The sequence below is a fragment of the Aminipila terrae genome, from assembly GCF_010120715.1.
Classification (GTDB): Bacteria; Bacillota; Clostridia; order Peptostreptococcales; family Anaerovoracaceae; genus Aminipila; species Aminipila terrae.
This window is the reverse complement of sequence record NZ_CP047591.1, coordinates 511,246-534,281: the sequence shown is the minus strand read 5'-3', so window position 1 is coordinate 534,281 and position 23,036 is coordinate 511,246. Positions and strand designations below refer to the sequence as shown.

Here is a 23,036-nt window from a genome sequence, read left to right as displayed (position 1 = left end):
GGGATAAAATGGCCATAGAATTAAATGAAATCAACGAATATAAAAGAAAACTGGAGAACCTTGCATCCAATGCTGCAGCACATGGTGGATTACAATACGATTTACAATCTGCAGAACATAAGGAACTGATGAGTGTTTACAAGATAAAGTCCGCAATAGGGAAAGAGTTGTATGAAAGCTTTTCAGATGAAGAACTTTGCAATTATATCAGGAACAGGGCAAAAGAGTTGGATCATGTGCCTACCCAGAAAGAAGTTTACTGGGTTTATCACATGTATATTAAACATCGGTTTGGAAACTGGCCAAAAGCATTAAAAGCAGCAGTTATGTCTACGAAGGCTGGCAGTGGAGGGCATAGCTATAAGATTATTGAAGAAAGAGAAAAACAATGCCAGGAAACTCTTGAGCTGATACGCAAAAAAGCAGATGAACTTCATAGACCACCTCACTTAACTGAAATGCAAAATTATGTTGAAGCACTAAAATATAAGTTTGATACTTGGAATCAGGTGCTTGATGCTGCGGGCATAAATCAGGAATGGAAAAATACGCACATGCTTTTTTTAGTGGAAGACTTTTCAGATGAAGAAAAAGCTATGCTGGAAAAAATAAAAGATAAAGCCCTTGAACTTGGAAGATCTCCCCTCCGAAAGGAAGTTGATGAGGAAGTAAGAGAACAACTAAAAATAAAATGTAAAACATGGCGTAACACATTATATCAGATAGGCATGAAACCAATAGAAAAGCCAAAGTCTTTTACAGAAACATATCTGGATGATAAAAAAAATAAAGGCAGACAACATAAGGAAATTTTAAGTAATGGTTTATATAAAGTACTTAAACTAAACAAAAAAGAAAAGGAAGATTTAACGGCATTAAGACTAATTATTAACGAACTGGGACGTACTCCCATTAAGGAAGAATTGCCAGAAGCCGTTTACAATGGATTGATGAAAACCTGTGGAAGCTATCGGAATGTGCTGTTTCAAGTGGGCGCAGTGCCTTTAGACAAAACGGAGACTCAGAAAATCAGGCGTAGAGTAAAGGGGGGAAAATAATGAACAGAGCAGATAGAATTGAAAAAAATTTGTTAAATTATCTAAAAGAAATTACCCATACTGGAACAGAGCTGGAAAGGAATAATGAAAACTTTTTTAAAAAATGGTTTGATTCGATTCCATATTTGAACAGGAATCCAGAACTATGCGGATTTTATGATATTGAAAAGGATTGTTTAAAAAGGCGGATTCCCTGGGCCTTATTAAAAGGACAGGGAAACAGGACTATCGTTATGCTGCATCACACGGATACTGTAGATATTGATGATTTTGGGAAGTATAAAGAGTATGCTTATAAACCTTCTGAATTGGAAGAATTATTCCTTGAAGGAAAAGTTGAATTAGATGAGGCTACCAGGAAGGATTTAAACTCTGGTGAGTGGTTATTTGGCAGAGGTGTTTCTGACATGAAAGGCGGAGGGTGCATCCATCTGTCTCTTTTTGAGGAATATAGCCTGCGGGAAGAATTTAGCGGAAATATTCTTCTGATTGGTGTCCCGGATGAAGAGAATCTGTCTGCGGGTATGAGGTCAGCTGTTAACCTGCTGAGAGACTTAAAGGAAAAGCATGGATTGGAGTATGTATTACTTTTAAATGTGGAACCTCATGACCGAATTGATGAAAATAACATAACCATCTATGATGGTTCTGTCGGTAAAATTATGCCTATTTTTCTGGTGAGAGGAAAACTTGCACATGTGGGACAAATTTATAAAGGGCTAAATCCGGTTAATTTATTGTCTGCTATTGTAAGAAAGACGGAATTAAACCCAGAATTCATTGAAAAGGCAGGAAACACTGTCACCCCTCCACCAGCCTGGTTATATTTTAAGGACAGAAAAGATGTATATGATGTTTCGTTACCCCTTTTAGCAGGTGGATATATGTCTGTATTATCTCTTAATAAGCCACCCAAGGAAATTTTAGACAGATTAAAAGCCATTAGTGAGGAAGCATTTAAAGAAGTGATTTCAGATATGGAGTTAAGCTATGAAAAATACAGAAGCCTGACGGACATGGATTATGGAGAAATGGACTGGAAGCCAAATGTAAAATATTATGGTGAAATCTACAATGAAATTTTGGAAGAAAAAGGCGAACTATTTAAAAAAGAAATAGCGGAATTTCAGAAAGAGCTTGAAGAAAAAATAGATAAGGGTGAATTAACCAGAATAGACGGAGCGTACCATTTAATGGAAAAAACTCTGGAATACTATAGCGATTTATCCCCAGTTGTGGTGATTGCTCTGGCACCTCCCTATTATCCAAGTACCAATAACGCCATGCTTGATAGTGGCAGAGAGATTAATGAATTAATATTTGAACTGGATAAATATGCAAGAAAGCAAACAGGAAACGGGATTTATACCCAGAATTATTTCACAGGTATTTCGGATTTAAGTTATGCTATGTTCACAGCAAATAAGGAGAATATAGACTATATTCAGGATAATATGCTTTTCTGGGGGATATGTATTATATACCACTTGATACCATAAGAGAGCAATCCATGCCAGTATTAAATGTGGGACCATGGGGAAAAGACTTACATAAATATACAGAAAGAGTTTATAAAAAGGATCTTTTTGAAAGACTTCCTCAATTGATAGATTTCATAGTAAACAGTGTTTTGTAAGAAACATAAACAATAGAAAAAATATAATAAATGCTGGTATTGAGAAAATTTTAATGATATAATGGATTACAAAATTATACTATTGTGTAAATACAATACATAAAAGAAAAAGTGAAAGAAGTGGAAATGTAAGACCTTTTTGGCGTGACCTAAAAGGTCTTTATTTTACTTAAAAGTGTGTGAATCGTTATAACGGGAGGAAATTATGAAAAGAAAAATTCAGATTGCTTTATGTATGTTGTTATGCTCAGTGATTTTCTTTGGATGCTCCAGTAATGAACTGGGGTATTTAGATCTATGCAAAGAGATGAGTAATATAAAATCATGTCAGTTCTCTGGGACTGCAGAAATTTATTACGATGCAGATGCTATAAAAGAATTTATAGCTAAATATGCGGAAGATGAATATTTAACGGAGGATTTAGAAAAGGATTTCAGCAAATTTACTGGAAAGAAAAAAATTGAGCTCCTTTACAGTGGAAGTGGAGAAACCAGTGACACTGAAGGTAAATATGAGCTTGATATCAAGGCCAGAATTGATGGTAGGGAAGGAAAACTGGGAAAACTTTACATAAGCTCCACAGAAGGCATTTATATAGAAAGAGATATGCTTATTAATTTATATCAGCTGTCAAGAGACTTGTTTACTGATTATAAAAATTCCTATTTTTATAGCACAGCTTACGAAAAAGAATTAAGAAATGCACTTGGTACGTCAGAATATATCCAGTTGTTTAATCCTGAAGATGCACTTGAACTTGAAGACGAAAGTTCATTCGATTCAAGCGTATATAACAGTGCAGATTTTACCAATAAAACAATGGAATTCATCAAAGACATATTTAAAGGATATACTTCAGGCACAGTAACAAGTATTCCTGGAGGGTACAGTGTTTCTGCAGATGGTGACAGGTTGATTCAGATTGCATCAGAGTGTTTAGGCTATATGGGCAGCAATATAGATGATATCATTAACAGCTTTTTGGAGTTTACATCCTATATGGAAAAACTGCAAGGTATTGAAAGTGATGAAGAGAATATGAAAATCAGTGATGCAGATAGGGCAGAAATGGCTGGACAGATTGCAGCAATTAAAACGCAGCTGGACTATATGCATAAAAAAGGTGAATTGGACTTTATTAAACCGTTTAGCTATAATCAGACTGTTAAAAAATCTGGAAACGTTTATACCTGTGAACAAAACCTTTCAATGAATACGAATAGTAAGGATTTATTTTACATAAAAAGTAAATCTACTATGGAATCAAAAAAAGTAGATATGAAATTTCCTGTACAGGGGACAGATATAAGTGCTATTTCTCAAAATATTTCAAAGTTAGAGGATAAATACAACCCGGTTAAAAAAGTTGAAATTTCATGGGAAAAGTCCAGAGAGACAGCGGAAGATGGTTATGATTATTGTGACATTTATTATACAAGAAAAAGTGCGTCTCCATTATCCCAGGAAAAAGATTATGACTGGGGCGAATATCAGAATTTAAATAAACAAATGTACGTTCCACTGAGACAAATCTGTGAGTACTTTGGAGAAGAGGTTGGCTGGGACAATCAAAACAAAATAGCATATGTTGTCCGAGACGGGAAAAAAATCAAGATTAATGGCATTTATGATACTGAGACAGTGTTTGTGAAAGCCCGGGATTTTGAAAAATTGGGATATAAAGTAAACTACAATGGAAGTAATCCTGATACTCATTTAGTAACTATTGAAAAGAATTAATGTGGGTTACAAAATAGAAAGTTATGAATTGGCTGAAATAAAAAATATTTATTAATGAGTATAGGGTTGACAAAACTTACCTAAAGATGATACCATTAGGCTAATAACTGAATAAACATTTATGTTCTGCAAACTGAAACCATGCAAATTGATTTGGCGGTAAGTTATGCAGCTAAGAGGGAAGCAGGTCAAAGTCCTGCGCGGTCCCGCCGCTGTAAGTGAGGAGTTCCTTTCTATAAGCCACTGGTTTTCTAACTGGGAAGGCAGACAGGAACAATGATACACAAGCCAGAAGACCTGCATAAATTGTTGGAGTAGCCGACGGGTAATCGGTGATGCTTATAGGCCTTAGGGGCTTTTAAGAATGATAAATATTACAGAAAAACGGACTGTAGCAATCTTGCTACAGTTTTTTTTGTTTGTTTTCATTCGTATGAAGAAGTCTTTTCATTCCTGAGGGTGTAACAGATTTGCAAGATATGCAGATTTGTTATAACCCTCATCCTTTTTTGGACTTAAAGTTAAAAATATACTTTTTAAATATTAATTAAATATAGTTAGATACAAGGAGGAACGCCATGAATGTTAATTGGTTCAAAAATCAGGACAATATAGTTTATGCAAATACTCAGGAATTTGTGGACAATTTTTCTAAAGAAACAGGGATTTCTAATCTGGCAGAAAAAATCGAAGAATTTAAAAAATCTCCAACTGCAGATGGAGTCACTGTCATTGGAAGAAAAAGAACAAGTGTAAAACTTTTAGTACCAAATCTGACGTTTAATGAAAAAATAGAAATGGGAGAAAATGTATGGATTTACATGGGAGAAAACTATGAAAGCTATTGTTTGTATTAACTAAAACTGTAATAAATAAAATACAGAAGTCTCTTAGTTGAGTAAAACAGGAATTAGTTTTTCAAGTGCTCGCTAAGGGATTTTTTTTACGTAGAAAGGATTAAAGTAATATATGATTCAACTGATAAATATGCCTCTTGTAGATGAAGTATTAAAGGAGTACAAAGACAGCAGCGAGCTGGAAAAAGTATGCAGTAAATATGGCTGCCATGGAATCGAAGCCATATGGGGGGACAGGAATGTAAATTTAAAGTAGATAAAACTCTCATTAAGGGCTGGCATTTAGCTTTTTTTTGCGATTGGTTGGATTTTTGGAATGAAAACGAAATTGAGTTAATTCATAAATTTAAAAATGCAGAAACCTGGGAAATGTTTTATGGTGGAAAAAACAGGGAGGCACTTATAAAAATGCTGCGTGAGGATTTGGACAGGGCAAGCCGTGCGGGTGCGGAATACGTAGTTTTCCATGTTTCAGATGTCTCCATAGAAGAAGGATATACATATAAATGGCTTCATACAGATGAAGAGGTAGTAGATAGATCGGCAGAATTAATTAATTTGTTATTTGATGGCCAGAAATACGAGTTTAAATTGTTAATGGAAAACTTAAACTGGGCAGGCCTGGATTTTACACGGCCAGAGATAACTAAAAGGCTTCTAAAAAAAGTACACTATAAAAACAAAGGAATAATGCTGGATATAGGACATCTCATGTGCACGAATCTGGAATTAAAAAGTGAGCAGCAGGCAATAGAATATGTTCACAGGATGCTAGATGAACATGATATATTGTGCAGATATATAAAGGGAATTCATTTACATCAGTCCCTGAGTGGCGAATATGTTAAACAACATCTTTGCATAGCACCTGATTTGCCAGAGGATTATTTTGAGAAGTTCAGTGTTGGGTATAAGCATATTCTGAATATAGACACTCACAGGCCTGTAACGGATTCTGGGATAAAAAGTGTCATAGACAGAATAAACCCCGACTATCTGGTCCATGAACTGGCAGCCTCTGACAGAAACGAAAAGGAACAGGTCCTGCACATACAGACAGAAACCTTGAAGAGACCCTGATGTTTTATATTGGTGTGGTAAATTATCAGAGGAAAAAGAGTGTTGTCTGAACAGTAAGAAAGGAAACTAAAATGCATCAGGAGAGCGCAGCAGAAAAGTATATAAAAGAATTTTATGAAATAGTAGACGAAGGCATTAAATCAGGAAACCTGGAGTATGATGAGGGCATTAAAAATGCAGAGCGTATATTTGAATTCTCCCAGACCAATTCTGGGAAAGGAAGACTTGTTTATTCCAGCTTCTCAGATGAGGATTTATGTAAAATATTGACACGTAAAGCCAGAGAGCTGGGGCATGTTCCTGCACAGAGAGAACTTTACTGGTTATATAGGATATACATAAAGAGGCGGTTTGGGAACTGGCCTAAGGCACTGATCACCGCAGGGCTTTCAAAAAAAGCAGGAAAATGCGGGGATACCTATGAAAAGGTCAAAATGGATAAAGAGCTTGAAAAAGAATTACTCAGCAATCTAAGGAAGAAGGCTGAAGAATTAGGCAGACCCCCTCATATGCATGAAATGGGAGAAATAGCTGAAAGCTTTAAATACAAGTTTGATACATGGGCAGAGCTTCTTGATGCAGCAGGTATTGATAACCAGTGGAAAAACTGGCAGCCTGTATATAAATTGGACGACTTAACGGAGGAGGAACAAAAGCTCCTTCAGTGTATACGTGAAAAGGCAATTGAACTGGGAAGACCTCCTATGCGTACGGAAATAAGGAATGAAATCAGGGAAAAGTTAAAAAAACGTTGTGGTACCTGGAGAAATATATTGTTCCAGATAGGGCTGGAACCCATTCAAAAAATAAAACCTTTTAATGCAACCTACCTGGACGGAAGAAGAAATAAACTTATTAAGCATAACGAACTTTTAGAGGGAAGTGTTTTTAAACTTGTTAATCCCAATGCTGAAACAGTAAGGCAGTTAAAAGCACTGAAAACCAAAGCCACGAGAATTAACAGACCTTTGGTGAAATCAGAAATACCAAAGGAAGTATATAACAATCTGATTGGACAATGTGTAAATTACAGAAATATTTTATATCAGATAAATCTTGAACCTCTTGAAAAATCCAAGGAGAAAGAGATTGAAAAAGAACTGAGAAAATTGAGGAAATGATTAAATGTATAAAAGAAATATAAATAAAATATTTGCACTTTTATTAACGCTAACTGTACTATTTACCACTATCAGTTCATCGTCTTTTGTTTCAGCAGATACCATAAAGAAAGAGAATTCCGTACATATGGGTACCAGTCTCTCGGATGGACAGATTTTCGTATGCAAGGCATTTGACACTAGTAGCAAGCTGAACTTTACTGTTGATATTAACAATGGAGCTGTAGATGATAAAGGAAAGCCAGTTGCTCCGGAGATATATCTGCAAAGCACATCCAATTCATTAAAAAATGAGTGCCAGATTAAAGGGTGGCTGGATAAAGAAAATAATTCATGTGGTAATTATAGAAATTACAATGCAAAAACAAAAAGATGGGATATTTCAATTGATATTAATGGATTTTTAGATTCTCAAATGGAGAATACTTATGCACCATATAAAATCCGCATTGAGGGTAAAGCACCAGATGGAACTTCTGTCAGCATAGAAAAACAAGTGTATGCTATGTATAAGACGCAGTTTTATAAGCCTGCAGGGACAGCGATCATATCCATAGAACAGTCCGCCATAGATAAAAGTTATTATTTAATGCCTCAGACCGCACAAATTTCTATGGGGGAAACCGTTGGAATTCTAATAGAGAAGTTAATGGGTAAAGACAAGGTTAAGATAAAAGAGTCCAGTATTAAGCAGGATACTTGCTTAACAGGATTATATCAGAAAAATGAAAAGGGCGGGTTCCTCCAAAATGGTGATTATGGTCCGCAATCCCAATGGATTGTGTCAATTAATGGGACGAAAGTAAATAGTGTGGACAAAAATGCTCTTAATGATGGAGATGTAGTACGTATTATGTTTTCAAAAGATGGAGGAACCGATGTGGGGTTTCCCCAGTGTAATAAAACAGATACTTCTACATCCATGACTAAGCTTTTTCAAAAGGTTTTTCAAGTTCAAGGAGATAAAGGGGTAAATAACGTACCCGAAGTAAAAAACGCAATTATCAAAGCAAAGCAGTATCTCTGTGGAAATGGACAGACCGTTGAAGGAATAAAAGAACAACTTACATCTTTAGAAAAAGCGGTGAATAAAGTCTTTCCTCAGCCGGAAATAAATGAAAAAGGCAATTATATATTGGATTCCCCTCAGGATTTGGTATGGATGCAGTACTGCTCAACAAGAGGAGAACAGTTCCAGGGAAAGACATTCCTTATGGCCAGGGATATTGATATGAAGGGTTCCAGAGCAAATGTATGGCACCCATTTGCTACCTCTTTCAGGGGCACAATCAATGGTCAGGGATACAAACTTTATAATGTATATATGAACGGAACAAAGGCGGATGACCAGATTAGTTTTTTTGGAGACATTGCTGCTGACGGAGAAATCCGAAATGTAGGGATAGATGGCACCATGGAACTTTCTGGTGGGGCAAAGGGCGCAATGTTTGCTTTTAATAATGGGGGACTGATTTCACGCTGCTATACTTCAGGAAACATACAGTATGGAAATTTGTTTGATGGAGCCGGCTTTGTTTATGATAACACAAGTACAGCTTTATGCACCGACACTCAATACATTAAAGACTGTTATTCAGATGTTGACTTTGTTCCAATGTCAGGAATAAAGACAGTAAAGGGAACTGCATGCGGCTTTACCTCCGTAGCAGCATACGACAAGGGCTTTGGCAAGCTGATGAATGTGCTGGCTCTTGGAAATATTCCGGAGAATATCTCTGACAGATGGTTTTTTGGCAATGAAAGTGCCGCCAGCAACAAAGTTGGAATATATGGAAACAGTCATATTTATCTGGATAATGCTCTATTTGGGAAAAATAATACTGCTTACTGTGCGCAGGGAAGAACTACACAGGAATTAAAGGAAAAAACAACTTACCCTGGATTTAACTTTAATTCTGTCTGGAACATGAATCCAAAAATAAATAAAGGGTATCCATATTTACGGGTATTTGAAACCCATGAGGAGCCTCTCACAAAAAGTGTGATGGCATCACCAGTTATGGAAGATAAGCCTTATGATCGAAGCAAGGATGCTGTTGTAAAGGAAGTAAAACTGAATAATGTAGAAAATGGCGATCAGGTAGGTGTTCATTTTGAAACTGTTTCTTCAGAAATTCAAGGGCAGAATGTAAAAGCATGCAGACCCGGAGGAACCGACATTGCCGCGGTTAAATTCAAAACACTATATTTAACAGGAAAAGATGCAGATAAATATGAGTTGTATCCAGATGCAGTTTATTCGGCTGAAGTGAAAACGGTAGAAAATCAGTCAAAATTACCTTATGATTCAGCAGCAGGTGCCTATACTATTTCTTCCTTAAAAGATTTTAAGCAATTTACTTCTGAATATGAAAAATGGAACAGTTTCGCTGGAAAAAAAATTAAGTTAATGGCTGATATTGATTTATCAGGAAAACAAGGAGAAACATGGAAACCTATGGGAGATAAAATGAAAGTTGTATCTCCATCATGGTGTGGTAATAATGACTATGTTGGTTTTTCTGGAGAGTTTGATGGAAATGGACATACAATTTCCGGACTGCATTATGATACAGCCAGTGAGTTTCAGGACAAAGACAATAAAAGCTGTTGCTTCTTTGAAGAGATAGAAGCTTCTGGAGGTGTTAAGAATCTTAAGCTTGTATTTAGTGGAGATATTACTGATAAGAATAGTAATAGAAAAAATATAGCCGCTCTTACAGGAAAGAATGAAGGGATTATTTATGACTGCGAAGTTAGAGGTAGTGTAAATAATAAATCTGAAACAGAATCTGATGTATATGCTTTTGCTGCTGAAAATAACGGCAAAATAGAAAATTGTTATGCAGATATTGGTTATAAGGGTTCTCTGAAGGGTCCTGTGGGAAAGGGAACTCTGGAAAATTGCTGTTATGCAGGTGTGAACCAGGGAAAAAACCCTGATCAGCATTCTCAACAACTAGATTGTAAATATTGGGATTTAAACAACCCGGAAAAACCTGTTTTGAAATTGTTTGCAGGGAAAGATGCAAAGCCAGTTGTCACTTTAGGACTGGATATCCAGCTGAATCAGAAATACTTTGACAGAACTACTGGAGCAGCAATAAGTAATATTCAGTTAACTGGACTGGAGAATCAGGATAAAAAGAATGTTTCGCTGAATTATCAGGTGAAGTCTGCAGCGTATGATTCTCCGTATTCTGGTATGAATAAGAAGGTAAACGTAACCTTTGATAAACTGGAGTTACGGTATAATAATCCTGAATTAAATTTAAAATATGAACTTTTGCCAACGAATCAGTATGTTGCTACAGGGGATATCCTTTCCAGAAATTCTGCTCCTACAGCACAGGAAAAGCAGAAGAAAATAGCAGAGATTAAAAAAGCTCTTTTTATTTATTATAAAGATATAATAGACAATCGATTAAATACGGATAGTGAATATGATCCCAACAAAGGCGATGAGTGGATCATGATGGATCTTGCCTACATAAATGAATTTTATCCGGTGGGTAAGGAAGAACAACAGAAAATTGATGATTACCGTAAGCACTACATCGAATCATTACGTGCCTATATGGAAACTCATGCAATACCTAACAATGATTTTAAATCAACCAAATATGACCGTATCTTAATGGCTATGACAGCTATGGGCTATAATCCGGAAGATTTTGTGAAATCTGAAGAGGAAAAGGGATCAAAGTTCGATTTTATTGGCACTATATCGGATAAGAATTTTGGTCAGGATGGACAATTCATGGGAGCCTGTTACGGATTGATGGCCATGGACAGTGGCAATTATGCATTCAGGACGGGAAGCCAGTATGCCACAAGAGAAGAACTGATTAAGCGTTTCACCCCAAAAGCGGATTTTTATCTGCCTCAGAATACCACCGTATCAGATTTCGTGTCTATGCCTATGCAGTCTGCTGCCCCTTATGCCGGGCAGAACTGGGAAAATGTTATTTCACAGCTTTCAGGAGCCCAGCAATGGGATGGAAGGTTTGGTAATATCTGGACCACAGATCAGGTAGTTATACTGCTTTCTGCTTTGGGGGTTAACCTCCTGGATGATACAAGATTTATCAAAGATGGAGAGTCAGCCATCGATGCAATTTTAAAAGATGGTTTTGATTTAAATAACATGAAAATAACACAGCCCAGCCTGTCTAACCAGCATGCAGAAGCTTTAATTTCTGTAATGGAGGTTGAACAGGGAAGGAATGGTGCATGGTGGCTGTTTGATAAAACCAAAGCAAAAGCTTATAAAGATAATAATGCTATTACAAAAGCTGCAGCAGGTAAGGATGCAGATAAAGGTGACATGACCGTAACTTTCAGACTTATTGGAGATACCCAGCACGACGGTTTTGATAAGCACCAGAAATATGTAAACTGGGTTAAGACGACAAGCTATAAGGTAACAGAAGGAAGTACGGTTTATGATATTTTTATGAAGGCAGTAAATGATAATAAGCTGTCTCAGAAAGGCGCTGAATCGGGATATATAAAATCAGTAAAAGCACCACTAAAATATGGAGGCTACTGGTTGGGGGAATTTGACAATAACAGCCCAAATTCAGGCTGGATGTTTACTATAAACGGACAGCATCCTAACTCTGGAATTAAGGGGATAGTACTGAAGGATAGTGATCAGATTATAATGCATTATGTTGATGATTATACGAAAGAAACTATCTATACGGTAGATGGACAGGAGCAAAATCATCCTGCCTATCCTGACAGATGGCTGGAGGCAGCAGACCAATAAAAGATGAAGCATTTAGGGTAATAAGCCACATATGTATTTACAAGGAAATGCTTTGGTGATAAAATATTTAAGTAGATATGGATATTTGATCCATGAATAATTTAATATGTTGCTTTTGTGTTTTCTTTCTGTCCAATGGACAGGGAGCTGTAATAGGGAATCGAGTGTAAGTCTCGGACGGTACCGCCGCTGTAAGCACTAAGTACATGTTTTTGACAATGTCAGCCACTGAGAAATCGGGAAGGCCAAACATGTACGCTGGATATGAGTCCTGAAAGTGTAAGTCAGAATATCTTCGCAATAGTTCAGAATTTAACCCACGAGTCATGGGTGTAAATAAATAATGTGCACAGAAATACGGCTGTGGCAGTTTTAACAGGCTGCCGCAGTTTTTTTTGTGTGAAAAAAGAAATGGAGAGGGAAAATGAAACAAAAGAAGAAGAGCATGCTGTCAATTTTCTTAGTACTGATTATGGTATTTGGTAACATGACCAGTATTTTTGCGGCTACTGAGAAAACCTCGGTTAATCAGGCATTGACCGAGACAGCAAAATATTTACAGCAGACAGTAATGGATCCCCAACCCGGATCAATAGGAGGAGACTGGGTGGTAATGGCCCTTGCCCGCAGTGATTATAAAGTTCCTCAAAGTTATTATGACAGTTATTATACTGCACTGGAAAAGCATGTAAAAGAATGTAAAGGAATTTTACATGACAAGAAATATTCTGATTATTCACGAACTATTATTGCACTGAGTGCAATTGGCAAAGATCCAGCCAATGTAGCTGGGTATAATCTGCTTACTCCTCTTGGGGATTTTAATAAAACTATATGGCAGGGCATTAATGGACCTATTTGGGCACTTATAGCACTGGATTCAAAAAACTATCCTGTGCCGCAAAACAAAGATGCTGAAGTCCAGGCTACAAGAGACATGTATGTAAATGAAATATTAAAAAGGCAACTGGCTGATGGTGGTTTTTCACTGACAGGAGGAACTACAGGAGCAGCTAAAGGAGATGAAATTGCAGATACGGATATTACTGCAATGGCATTGCAGGCACTGGCAAAATACCAGAATCGCACAGATGTAAAAGCAGCTACAGAAAAAGCTCTGGCATGTCTGTCTAAACTACAAAATGAAAACGGTGGATTCAGCTCATGGGGAACAGTCAATTCTGAAAGTGCGGACCAGGTTATTGTGGCTCTTACTGAACTGGGGGTTTCTGTGGATGACAGCCGATTTGTAAAAAATGGACATACATTAGTAGAAAATATATTACAGTTCAACATAAAAGGAAACGGATTTAAGCACATTCTTTCAGAGACCAGTGCTAATCAAATGGCTACAGAGCAGGGATTTTATGCGTTAGTTTCTGTTCAGAGACAATTAGATGGAAAAAGCAGCATGTACAGAATGACTGATGGGAAAACTGCGGAAGCATCAACTCAGGCTACTGGTACTGATAAAACGGTATCAGGATTAAAAGATAAGAATGCCGATGTGAAAGCAATGCCAGTTACTAAAGAAGGCAGGACTTTTACAGACATTAAGGGGCATAAAAATCAAAAAGCAATTGAAGCTTTAGCTTCCAGGAGTATTATTAACGGTAAAACCGATACTGCTTTTGAACCAGATGCAACTATGACTAGGGCAGAATTTGCAACTATTGTGGTACAGGCACTTGGACTTACCCCAAAAGCTGACAATGTATTTAAAGATGTGCCCGATAAGGCATGGTATGCAGGCTATGTAGGGACTGCATACAAATATAAAATTGTAAGTGGTATATCTGCAACAGATTTCAATCCAAATGGAAGTATTACAAGACAGGAAGCTGCAAGCATGGTAGCCCGTGCGGCTGCTTTGTGCGGCATGAATACAAATATGGATGCAGCAACCATACAGAATACACTTGCACAGTTTACGGACTATGTGGATGCAGCCTCATGGGCCAATAGTGCATTAGCATTCTGTTATAGCAATGATGTTTTAGACAAATCTGATTTGACAATTTCCCCTAAAGCACCAATTAAACGCTGTGAAATTGCAGAAATGTTATATCGTATGTTAGGTAAAGCTGATTTAATGTAGGAGATAAGATTGTGAAAATTACTAAGAATAAAATCTATGCAGCACTTGCCATCATTGCTGTATTGTCGATTACATTCTTGTGGGGCGGAGGGTTTGCTAAAGGCAGCCCTTCCTCTGATTTAAAGAGTAAAGCCACTGTAGAAGCATCGAAACAAGATGAAGTGAGCAAGGGTGCGGTCGCTGTAGACACAGAAAAAAAGGTCGCTACGGTTACAACACAAGAAGCCTTAAAAACTGAAAAGGCAGTAGAAACAACAAAGCCTGCGGTAAAAACTGCAGAAGTTAAAGTGAATAAAAAAGATGTGGCTTATAGTGAATCCAAAGGAATGGCAATTGATCCATCAACGGGAAAAGACAAATACCAGACGGATCCAGTACCAGACGGAAAACCTGTACCAGTAGAACCAGGGTCTGTTAGCGTGACTAAGAATGCAAAGACTTGTACTATGTCTATTGAATGCAAGACTATTTTGGACAATATGAACAATCTGAATAAAGAAAAAGTGGAATTAGTCCCAAAAGACGGGGTTATCATGCCTGCTACCACTGTAACTTTTTATGAAGGGGAAAGTGTATTTAATCTGCTTCAGAGAGAGACCAAAAAGAACAAAATACATATGGAGTTTTCCAATACTCCAATTTATAATTCCGCTTATATAGAAGGAATACATAATCTCTATGAGTTTGATTGCGGAGAATTATCAGGATGGATGTATAAAGTGAATGGATGGTTCCCTAATTATGGATGCAGCCGATATCAGATAAAGCAGGGAGATGTGATTGAATGGGTTTATACCTGTGATCTGGGCCGCGATGTTGGGGCGGATTTGATGAAAAATAAATGCTATGCAGATGCATTTTCTTCTTATCATCCCTTTGTAAATTTTTTATACTTTGCCTTGGTACTATTTTTTTCTATGGTATTGATGCATCCTGTCTGCTTAACGGTTTCCCTGATTGCAGCATTTTGGTATTCAATTTATATTAAAGGTAAAAAAGCGGCAAGATTTAATTTTTTAATACTCCTTCCTATGTTGGTTGTAACGGCTATTATTAATCCGGCATTTAACCATGCGGGTATTACCATTTTAACCTATTTGCCTAATGGAAATCCCTTGACTCTGGAGTCAATTTTATATGGAGTCGCAGCAGCTACTATGCTGGCGGCGGTTATATGCTGGTTTTCCTGTTACAATGAGGTCATGACTTCCGATAAATTTGTATATTTATTTGGCAGGATTATTCCTGCATTGTCATTGATACTTTCTATGATACTCAGGTTTGTGCCCCGGTTTAAAGCCCAGATAAAAGTAATATCTAATGCACAAAAATGTGTTGGTAGAGATGTTTCTAATGGAAGCGTTATACAACGGGCAAAAAACGGGATAACTATTTTATCTATTATGGTGACATGGGCCTTGGAAAATGCCATTGAGACGGCAGACAGCATGAGGAGCAGAGGCTATGGACTGCCGGGAAGAACGGCATTTTCTATATTTCATCTTGACTCCAGAGATAAAAAGGCATTAGCGGCCATAGCAGGATTAGGACTTTGCGTACTGGCAGGTCAGATTTTTGGAATTCTCTATTTCCGATATTATCCTTCTATGAAAGGGAATCCCTTAGAAATATTTTCATATTTTCCTTTTATTGCTTATGCCGGATTATGTATCGTACCAATTATTATTAATGAACAGGAGAAAAGACAGTGGACAGCTACTCAATTAAACAGTTAAATTTTTCTTATCCTGAATCACAGAAACAGATATTAAAAGACATTAATCTAACCATCTCTCAAGGAGAATTTGTTACATTATGCGGACCTTCCGGTTGTGGTAAGACCACTTTACTTCGTCAGCTAAAACCTATTTTGTCACCTCATGGTGTCCGGGCCGGCCAGATATTGTTTGAAGGAGAAGAACTTGAAAATTTAGACCAGCGAATGCAAAGTTCCAGAATTGGATTTGTGCTGCAGTCACCAGATAACCAGATTGTTACTGATAAGGTATGGCATGAGCTGGCCTTTGGGTTAGAAAGTCTTGGATATGATACACCTACCATTCGGCTCCGGGTGGCAGAAATGGCTTCATTCTTTGGAATACAGACCTGGTTTTACAAAAATGTATCTGAACTGTCTGGTGGACAGAAGCAGTTACTGAATCTGGCTGCAATCATGGCAATGCAGCCTTCTGTACTGATTTTAGATGAGCCTACCAGCCAGCTGGATCCTATTGCAGCGTCAGACTTTCTGGCAACCATAGGGAAAATCAACCGAGAACTGGGGACTACAGTAATCATGACAGAGCATCGCCTGGAAGAAGTACTACCCTTGTCCGATCGGGTTATAGTAATGGATGAAGGCAGTGTGATTGCAGATGACTGCCCAAAGAACGTGGGGCAGGAACTTAGTAAGATGAAACATAAAATGTTTTCTGCAATGCCTGTTCCTATGCAGGTTTATGCAGCAGTTCCTAATAATTTAGAATGTCCTATTACCGTTAGAGAAGGCAGAGTGTGGCTAAACACATTTAAAGAGAGTAAACCTCTGTTGCCTTTAATTGAACAGAAATCAAAAAATGATAAAGAAAGTAAGAATGCTAATAGAGAACAATGGATGGTAGAGCTGGATCAGGTATGGTTCAAGTATGAAAAAGACTTGCCGGATGTAGTGAAAGGTGTAAGTCTCCAGGTAAAAAAAGGTGAACTATTTACTCTTTTAGGAGGAAATGGAACCGGTAAGAGTACGACTTTATCCTTGCTGTCAGGGATTAATAAACCATACCGTGGATCTGTAAAAATAGAGGGGAAAGTTCTATCGGATATACCGGATAATGAAAAATTTGGAGGCCTTTTAGGGGTACTACCCCAGAATCCCCAGGCTCTGTTTGTGAAAAAGTCTGTGAAAAAGGACTTACAGGAAATGCTTTCTTCAGTTCAAATTTCTAAGGAGGAAAAGGAGCAGCGAATAAATGCGGTGGCTGGATTATGCCAGCTAAATAGCCTTTTAGAACAACATCCTTATGACTTGTCCGGTGGTGAGCAGCAGAGAGCAGCTCTGGCAAAGGTTCTTCTTTTAAAACCAAAAATCCTGTTGCTGGATGAGCCGACTAAAGGTCTGGATGCGGAATTTAAACAAATATTTGCGGGTATTTTAAAAGGCTTAAAGGCACAGGGCATTACTATCATCATGGTAAGTCATGACGTGGAATTCTGCGCAAAGTACGCAGACCGATGTGCCATGTTTTTTGACGGAAACATAGTAACAGAGGGAACACCCAGGGAGTTTTTTAGCGGAAACAGTTTTTATACTACTGAAGCTAACCGTATGGCAAGACATCTGGTTCCGGAGGCGGTTACTGCGGATGATATCATTCAAGTCTGTGGTGGAAAGAAAAAACTTGAGATCTGTGAAATAAATCAGCAAATGAATTCTTTCTTTGATTTATTCACTTCGTATAAAAATTCAAAAGGAGACAAAATTAACAGCCAGAATATATCAAAGAATAAGCTTAAGTTCTTAGAGAAAAAAAAACAGCAATCTGCACAGGCAGCCAAAAAGAGACAAACCATTTGTGATCAGGTGGCTTTAAATGAGAGAAAGCTTTCTAAGAGAACTAAAGTAGCAGCAACAATGATTTTACTACTGATACCACTTACCATTTTTATTGGTATCTATTATTTGAATGACCGTAAATATTATTTTATTTCCATGCTGATTATATTGGAAACTATGTTGCCCTTTGTAATGATGTTTGAGGACAGAAAGCCTCAGGCAAGAGAGCTCATTGTTATTTCTATACTTTGTGCTATAGGCGTAGCTGGAAGATGTGCCTTTTTTATGCTTCCCCATTTTAAACCGATTGCAGCTATTGTTATCATTGCGGGGGTAGCCTTTGGGGGTGAAACCGGTTTCCTGGTAGGGGCTTTAATAGCCTTTGCCTCCAATATTTTCTTTGGACAAGGCCCCTGGACTCCGTGGCAGATGTTTGGATTCGGTGTAATAGGGTTTACGGCAGGGGTGCTTTTCCGGAAGGGAATATTGAGAAGTAATAAAATATCTCTGGCTATTTTTGGAGGCCTGGCTACGTTTTTTATTTATGGGGGATTTTAAATCCTGCGTCGGTTCTTATGTTTTATTCAAAGCCAACAGTGGAAATGTTTATACTAGCCTATATGAGAGGAGTTCCAGTGGATCTGGTCCATGCTACGTCAACGGTATTTTTTCTGTGGATTATGGCAGAAGCCATGCTTGAAAAGCTGGACCGAATTAAAGTAAAATATGGGCTGATACAGGAATGATTACATAAAACAATAGATAAATCAGATAAAGATACTGTGTAGAAATTTGTAGAATAATGTAGAAGATATCTTGACAATGATTACATATTAATGTTACCATTTAATAGTAAAACTTAATAAAGCATTTATGTTCTGCGAGGCTAAAATGTCTAACATGTTAATTGTAACTAAGGTGACCATAAGCTATGCAGCTAAGAGGGAAGCAGGTTAAAAGCCTGCGCGGTACCGCCGCTGTAAACGGGTAGTTTCTCCTATATGCCACTGAAATGTTTTCGGGAAGGCAGGAAGAAACGTTGATACGTGAGCCAGAAGACCTGCATAGGATGTTAGAAACGAACCGACGGTTAATCGGCAGAGTGATGAAAATATTTGTATTTTCTTTATACTATTAAACGTACTACATACAGAGAAAAACGGACTGTAGCAATATGCTACAGTTTTTTTGTATTATTAATTCTCTTGTTTTTGTTGTTGATAATAAGGAAATTTAAATATTAGGCACAGACAATAAGGGGGATATTACAGAGAAAACGGACTGTAGCAGAAATGCTGCAGTTTTTTTGTTACCTTTTTATGGGATGAAAACAGGTAAATAACTACTTGATAACGCTTACGCGATGATTTATAGAAATAAATAATGTTAATGAAGGAGAAAATGAAAATCATATGAAAAAGACAAATAAATTACTAAAAAGGGCTATGTCATTTTTATTAATATTAATTATGACATTTACCACGATACCCATGACTGCTTTTGCAGATAGTGCAGATTTGATAACAGTTTATGTGACCATAAGCGCGGAAGGTCAACTTCAATTTTCAAAAGATAGTGAAACTGGTATGGTACGAGTACCTATTACAGTATCAAAAGGAGCTACTGCCTTTGATGCACTTGTAGCAGCACATAATAAATATTATGAAGGAGATTATGTTGCTTCTGAAGATAAAGTATTTTCAAGATTCTGGGGAAACAATACTATGGACATTGGCTATTTTGTTAATGGTAAGATGGTACTAAATCGACAGAATCCAGTGTTTGAGGGGGATGATATAGAAGGGACAATTTATAATGATTATCTAACGGACATCTATGCACGTTTTGATAAGCAAAATGTTACTGTTGATAAAAATAGTGAGTTGTCTTTGACTTTAAAATATAATGATATTATCAATGGACCTAATGGAATGATGAATAAGGAGACTGTAAATAAGCCTCTTGCACAAGCTAAAATTTTAATTGGTGATCTGAGTACTGCTAATATACCTGCTAACGAAAGTGCAGAGTGGATTACTGATAAAGATGGAAAAATTACTATTTCCTTTGAAAATCCAGGGGTTTATTATGTTTCAGCTCAAAAGGAAGGGGTAAATATTATTCCTCCAATCTGTAAGGTGATTGTTACTGATCCTGTAAGTAATGAAGACAAAGAAGAATATGTCCGTGAAGATAAAGAGAAACTCACTTTTAGTAATTTTGGAGGAGAAAATACTTCAATAGATGATATAGATAAAAATTTAAACCTACCTGCCAACGGGAAAAGTGGCAACACTACTATTACTTGGACCTCAAATGATCAATCCACTATAAGTAATGATGGAACGGTTACTCAAACCATAGGTGAAAAAAAGACAGTTAAGCTAACAGCTAATATTGCTTATGGAAGTGTATCAGATACGAAATCTTTTAATATTACAGTTAAAGCAGCTAAGGATCCGAAGATTGTCAAAGATGAAGCACAGATGAAAGAAATAAAAGACAAGATTGCATCAGTTTATGCAGCTAAAAATTCTGAATGGTGGGGATCTTCTGCAACATGGTGGCAAGCCGTGGGAATGAGTGCCTATAAAAATACTTCTTCAGATACAATTAAGGTCGTATCCCCAGATGCTAAGCAGGCATTTATCAACAAGACCGTTTCTGATATTACAACTCTTGATAAAAAAGCATCTGTCAATGCCAATAAGTTTGCAAACGCCATCAATGGAATGAGTGCTTTTGGGTGTGATCCTACAGCGCTATGGACAGTAAACAAAACTAAAATAGATGCGGTCAGTCAATTAAAAAATATTAAGCTGGAAGATGCAAAGCAGGGTTGGTATTCGACAATAGCCCCTTATGTGCTGTTGTCATTAAATCAGGGAAACTACAATACTGATGACTTAAAAATAATATATATAAACTATTTGATTGATCAACTAAAAAATGCGGACTGGAGTTGGGGAGTAGACACCCCGGCAATGGTATTGCAGGGATTAGCTCCATACTACAACCGAGAGGATGTAAAACCTGAAATAGACAAGATAATATTAGCCTTATCTGAGAAACAGGACATTAATGGAAGTTACGGGAATCCTTACAGTGATGCTTCTATTATCATCACTCTGGCACAACTAGGTATTAATCCTGATACAGACAGTCGATTCATAAAAAATGGGAAAAGTGTAGTTGATGGTCTTTTGAGTTATAAATTAGATTCAAATGACGGATTTTACGTTACTGAAGGTAAGTATGATGAATATGCCACAGTCCAGGGCTTTCTGGCATTGATTGCTGCATCAGAAGTGATGGAAAATGGTCAGCCATACAATGTGTATGATTTCTCAAAAATAGCTAAAACGGATGCCTATGCCAATGGAACAGGGGGAAAGGAAGAAACGCCTAAAGATCCAGTGTCTGATAAAGAAATTAATGTGTCATTTATATTAAAATCAGATGCAGGAACCTGGATTCCTAAGACAACTACTACTGTGAAGTCAGATGCAACCGTATATCATGCATTTACTAAAGTTTTAAATGAAAAGGGATTTAATTATATAATATCAAATAAAAACTACGTATCTTCTATAACTAACCCATCAGGCAAGTGTTTATCTGAGTTTGACAAAGGAAAAAATTCAGGATGGCTTTATAGTGTGAATGGTAAAGTTCCTGCTAATGCATTGACCAAGTGTAATTTATACGATGGAGATAATATCGTATGGTACTATACCACGGACTGGACAAAAGATCCGGATGCAGTAGAGGCAGCTGGAGGAAAATCAGCTATTAAGGCTCTGGAAGAAACTGAAAAAGATAAAGCCACAGGAAAAACTGAAGTGCAAGCCACAACAGATAAAGATGGAAAGGCATTGGCAGAAGTAAAGACAAAAGATATTAGTGATGCTATAGAGGCTGTTGTAAAAGCCTCAGAAAAATCAGGTTCTACAGCTAAAAAAGAAGTGAAGATAGTGGTAAAGGCAGATGATAAGGCAAAAGAGGTAGAAACCAAACTGCCTAAAGACTCTATGGTGGAACTAAATAAGAAGGTTGATGTTGTAACTGTGCAAACCCCTCTTGCAGATATTGTTTTTGATAAACAGAATTTAGAGCTTATGTCAAAGAACATCAATGGGGATGCCAAGCTGTCAGTAAGAAAAATAGACATTGCTAAAGAAGGAAATATTTCAGAAGAAAGTAAGAGTAAAATTAAGGAGAAAGTCGGCAACAGACCAATTTTTGACTTTAATTTAACGGTAGGAGATAAGAAAATCTCTAATTTTGCAAATAATGTACAAGTTTCAATACCGTATACAGCAGCAGAGAGTGAAAATGTAAATGGAATTGTTGTTTATTATATAAACGACAGTGGAAATTTACAAACAGTTAAAGACTGCAAATATGATTCCAAGACAAAGATACTGACTTTTTCAACCAATCATTTTTCTAATTACGCGGTAGGTTATAATAACATTTCCTTTGATGATATATCAAAACATTGGGCAAAGGATCAGATTGTATACTTAGCAGCAAGAGATGTGGTAAAAGGTGTAAATAATGCAGGATTTGCGCCAAATGATAAGGTTACCAGGGCTGAATTTGTTCAAATACTTGCCAACCTGTCAGGGGCCGATTTAAGTAAATATGATGATTCTAAATTTAAAGATGCTAAAAAAGGAGTCTGGTTTGCAAACTCAGCAGCATGGGCAGCTGAGACGGGGCTGGTAACAGGAAATTCAAACAATGATGGTACGGTATCATTTAATCCAAATGAAAGCATTACGAGACAGGATATGGCTGTAATCCTTTCAAGATATATGACTAAGATTGAGCAAAAAAAACTCAGCGAAGTTAATAAAGAAGTGAAATTCTCTGACAAAGATCAAATCGGAAGTTATGCAGAATCAGCAGTAGCAGAACTGCAAAAGGCAGGAATCATTAGTGGGAAAACTGCGTACAACTTTGCTCCAAAAGAAAATGCAACAAGAGCAGAGTGTTCGAAAATGATTTCTGTTTTAATGCAGAATTATTTATAATTGAACAAGAACGAAAAAAGTAATATGCAATTATAACTTGTCGAAATCTGTAGAAATAAGTAATTAAAACACCTTTGAA

At 37.0% G+C, this 23,036-nt stretch carries 14 protein-coding genes and 3 riboswitches; all 14 genes read left to right on the top strand.

Annotation, left to right across the window (positions count from 1 at the left end; genetic code table 11):
* The first annotated feature begins 8 nt into the window (after positions 1–8).
* The 14 genes from Ami3637_RS02475 (at position 9) to Ami3637_RS02410 (ending at position 22,957) form a co-directional block, all read left to right on the top strand.
* Positions 9–1,058, top strand: coding sequence for a homing endonuclease associated repeat-containing protein (locus Ami3637_RS02475; RefSeq protein WP_162361171.1), 1,050 nt, complete (start codon positions 9–11; stop codon positions 1,056–1,058).
* Positions 1,058–2,557: a M20/M25/M40 family metallo-hydrolase gene (locus Ami3637_RS02470; protein WP_162361170.1), complete on the top strand. Its 1,500-nt coding sequence runs from the start codon at positions 1,058–1,060 to the stop codon at positions 2,555–2,557. The genes Ami3637_RS02475 and Ami3637_RS02470 overlap by 1 nt, the downstream gene beginning before the upstream one ends.
* Positions 2,530–2,694: a hypothetical protein gene (locus tag Ami3637_RS02465; RefSeq protein WP_162361169.1), complete on the top strand. Its 165-nt coding sequence runs from the start codon at positions 2,530–2,532 to the stop codon at positions 2,692–2,694. Before Ami3637_RS02470 ends, Ami3637_RS02465 begins: the two co-directional genes overlap by 28 nt.
* A gap of 205 nt (positions 2,695–2,899) precedes the next feature.
* A complete protein-coding gene (locus Ami3637_RS02460) occupies positions 2,900–4,435 on the top strand; it encodes a stalk domain-containing protein (RefSeq protein ID WP_162361168.1) in 1,536 nt (511 codons plus the stop codon).
* Positions 4,436–4,584: 149 nt separating this feature from the next.
* Positions 4,585–4,754, top strand: a riboswitch (cobalamin riboswitch).
* 259 nt (positions 4,755–5,013) lie between these two features.
* Complete coding sequence (locus Ami3637_RS02455; protein WP_162361167.1) at positions 5,014–5,292, top strand: hypothetical protein; 279 nt, start codon at positions 5,014–5,016, stop codon at positions 5,290–5,292.
* Between the two features lie 112 nt (positions 5,293–5,404).
* Positions 5,405–5,548, top strand: a complete 144-nt coding sequence (locus Ami3637_RS02450; protein WP_162361166.1) for a hypothetical protein — start codon at positions 5,405–5,407, stop codon at positions 5,546–5,548.
* Positions 5,549–5,595: 47 nt separating this feature from the next.
* Positions 5,596–6,372 carry a TIM barrel protein gene (locus Ami3637_RS02445; RefSeq protein ID WP_162361165.1) on the top strand — a complete coding sequence of 259 codons (777 nt, stop codon included), beginning with the start codon at positions 5,596–5,598 and terminating at the stop codon, positions 6,370–6,372.
* A 71-nt stretch (positions 6,373–6,443) separates the two neighbouring features.
* Positions 6,444–7,493, top strand: a complete 1,050-nt coding sequence (locus Ami3637_RS02440; protein WP_162361164.1) for a homing endonuclease associated repeat-containing protein — start codon at positions 6,444–6,446, stop codon at positions 7,491–7,493.
* A gap of 4 nt (positions 7,494–7,497) precedes the next feature.
* Positions 7,498–12,267 (top strand): DUF4430 domain-containing protein, encoded by a 4,770-nt coding sequence (locus Ami3637_RS02435; protein ID WP_162361163.1) that lies wholly within the window; start codon positions 7,498–7,500, stop codon positions 12,265–12,267.
* Between the two features lie 100 nt (positions 12,268–12,367).
* Positions 12,368–12,582, top strand: a riboswitch (cobalamin riboswitch).
* Between the two features lie 109 nt (positions 12,583–12,691).
* A complete protein-coding gene (locus tag Ami3637_RS02430; protein WP_162361162.1) occupies positions 12,692–14,365 on the top strand; it encodes an S-layer homology domain-containing protein in 1,674 nt (557 codons plus the stop codon).
* Between the two features lie 11 nt (positions 14,366–14,376).
* On the top strand, positions 14,377–16,101 hold the full coding sequence (locus tag Ami3637_RS18160) for a DUF4430 domain-containing protein (protein ID WP_330586786.1): 1,725 nt from the start codon (positions 14,377–14,379) through the stop codon (positions 16,099–16,101).
* Positions 16,074–18,476, top strand: coding sequence for an energy-coupling factor transporter ATPase (locus tag Ami3637_RS02420; protein ID WP_330586785.1), 2,403 nt, complete (start codon positions 16,074–16,076; stop codon positions 18,474–18,476). Before Ami3637_RS18160 ends, Ami3637_RS02420 begins: the two co-directional genes overlap by 28 nt.
* Positions 18,477–18,493: 17 nt before the next feature.
* Positions 18,494–18,664, top strand: a complete 171-nt coding sequence (locus Ami3637_RS17205; protein ID WP_243158080.1) for a hypothetical protein — start codon at positions 18,494–18,496, stop codon at positions 18,662–18,664.
* Between the two features lie 153 nt (positions 18,665–18,817).
* A riboswitch (cobalamin riboswitch) is annotated at positions 18,818–19,000 on the top strand.
* A gap of 330 nt (positions 19,001–19,330) precedes the next feature.
* Complete coding sequence (locus tag Ami3637_RS02410; RefSeq protein WP_162361161.1) at positions 19,331–22,957, top strand: S-layer homology domain-containing protein; 3,627 nt, start codon at positions 19,331–19,333, stop codon at positions 22,955–22,957.
* Positions 22,958–23,036: the final 79 nt, after the last annotated feature.

Bases quoted from the DNA above. Each gene is read 5' to 3' on its own strand.
- Ami3637_RS02465 (WP_162361169.1), top strand. From the start codon at position 2,530: ATGTATTATATACCACTTGATACCATAAGAGAGCAATCCATGCCAGTA.
- Ami3637_RS02475 (WP_162361171.1), top strand. From the start codon at position 9: ATGGCCATAGAATTAAATGAAATCAACGAATATAAAAGAAAACTGGAG.
- Ami3637_RS02460 (WP_162361168.1), top strand. From the start codon at position 2,900: ATGAAAAGAAAAATTCAGATTGCTTTATGTATGTTGTTATGCTCAGTG.
- Ami3637_RS02440 (WP_162361164.1), top strand. From the start codon at position 6,444: ATGCATCAGGAGAGCGCAGCAGAAAAGTATATAAAAGAATTTTATGAA.
- Ami3637_RS02455 (WP_162361167.1), top strand. From the start codon at position 5,014: ATGAATGTTAATTGGTTCAAAAATCAGGACAATATAGTTTATGCAAAT.
- Ami3637_RS02410 (WP_162361161.1), top strand. From the start codon at position 19,331: ATGAAAAAGACAAATAAATTACTAAAAAGGGCTATGTCATTTTTATTA.
- Ami3637_RS17205 (WP_243158080.1), top strand. From the start codon at position 18,494: ATGTTTTATTCAAAGCCAACAGTGGAAATGTTTATACTAGCCTATATG.
- Ami3637_RS02435 (WP_162361163.1), top strand. From the start codon at position 7,498: ATGTATAAAAGAAATATAAATAAAATATTTGCACTTTTATTAACGCTA.
- Ami3637_RS02450 (WP_162361166.1), top strand. From the start codon at position 5,405: ATGATTCAACTGATAAATATGCCTCTTGTAGATGAAGTATTAAAGGAG.
- Ami3637_RS02470 (WP_162361170.1), top strand. From the start codon at position 1,058: ATGAACAGAGCAGATAGAATTGAAAAAAATTTGTTAAATTATCTAAAA.
- Ami3637_RS02430 (WP_162361162.1), top strand. From the start codon at position 12,692: ATGAAACAAAAGAAGAAGAGCATGCTGTCAATTTTCTTAGTACTGATT.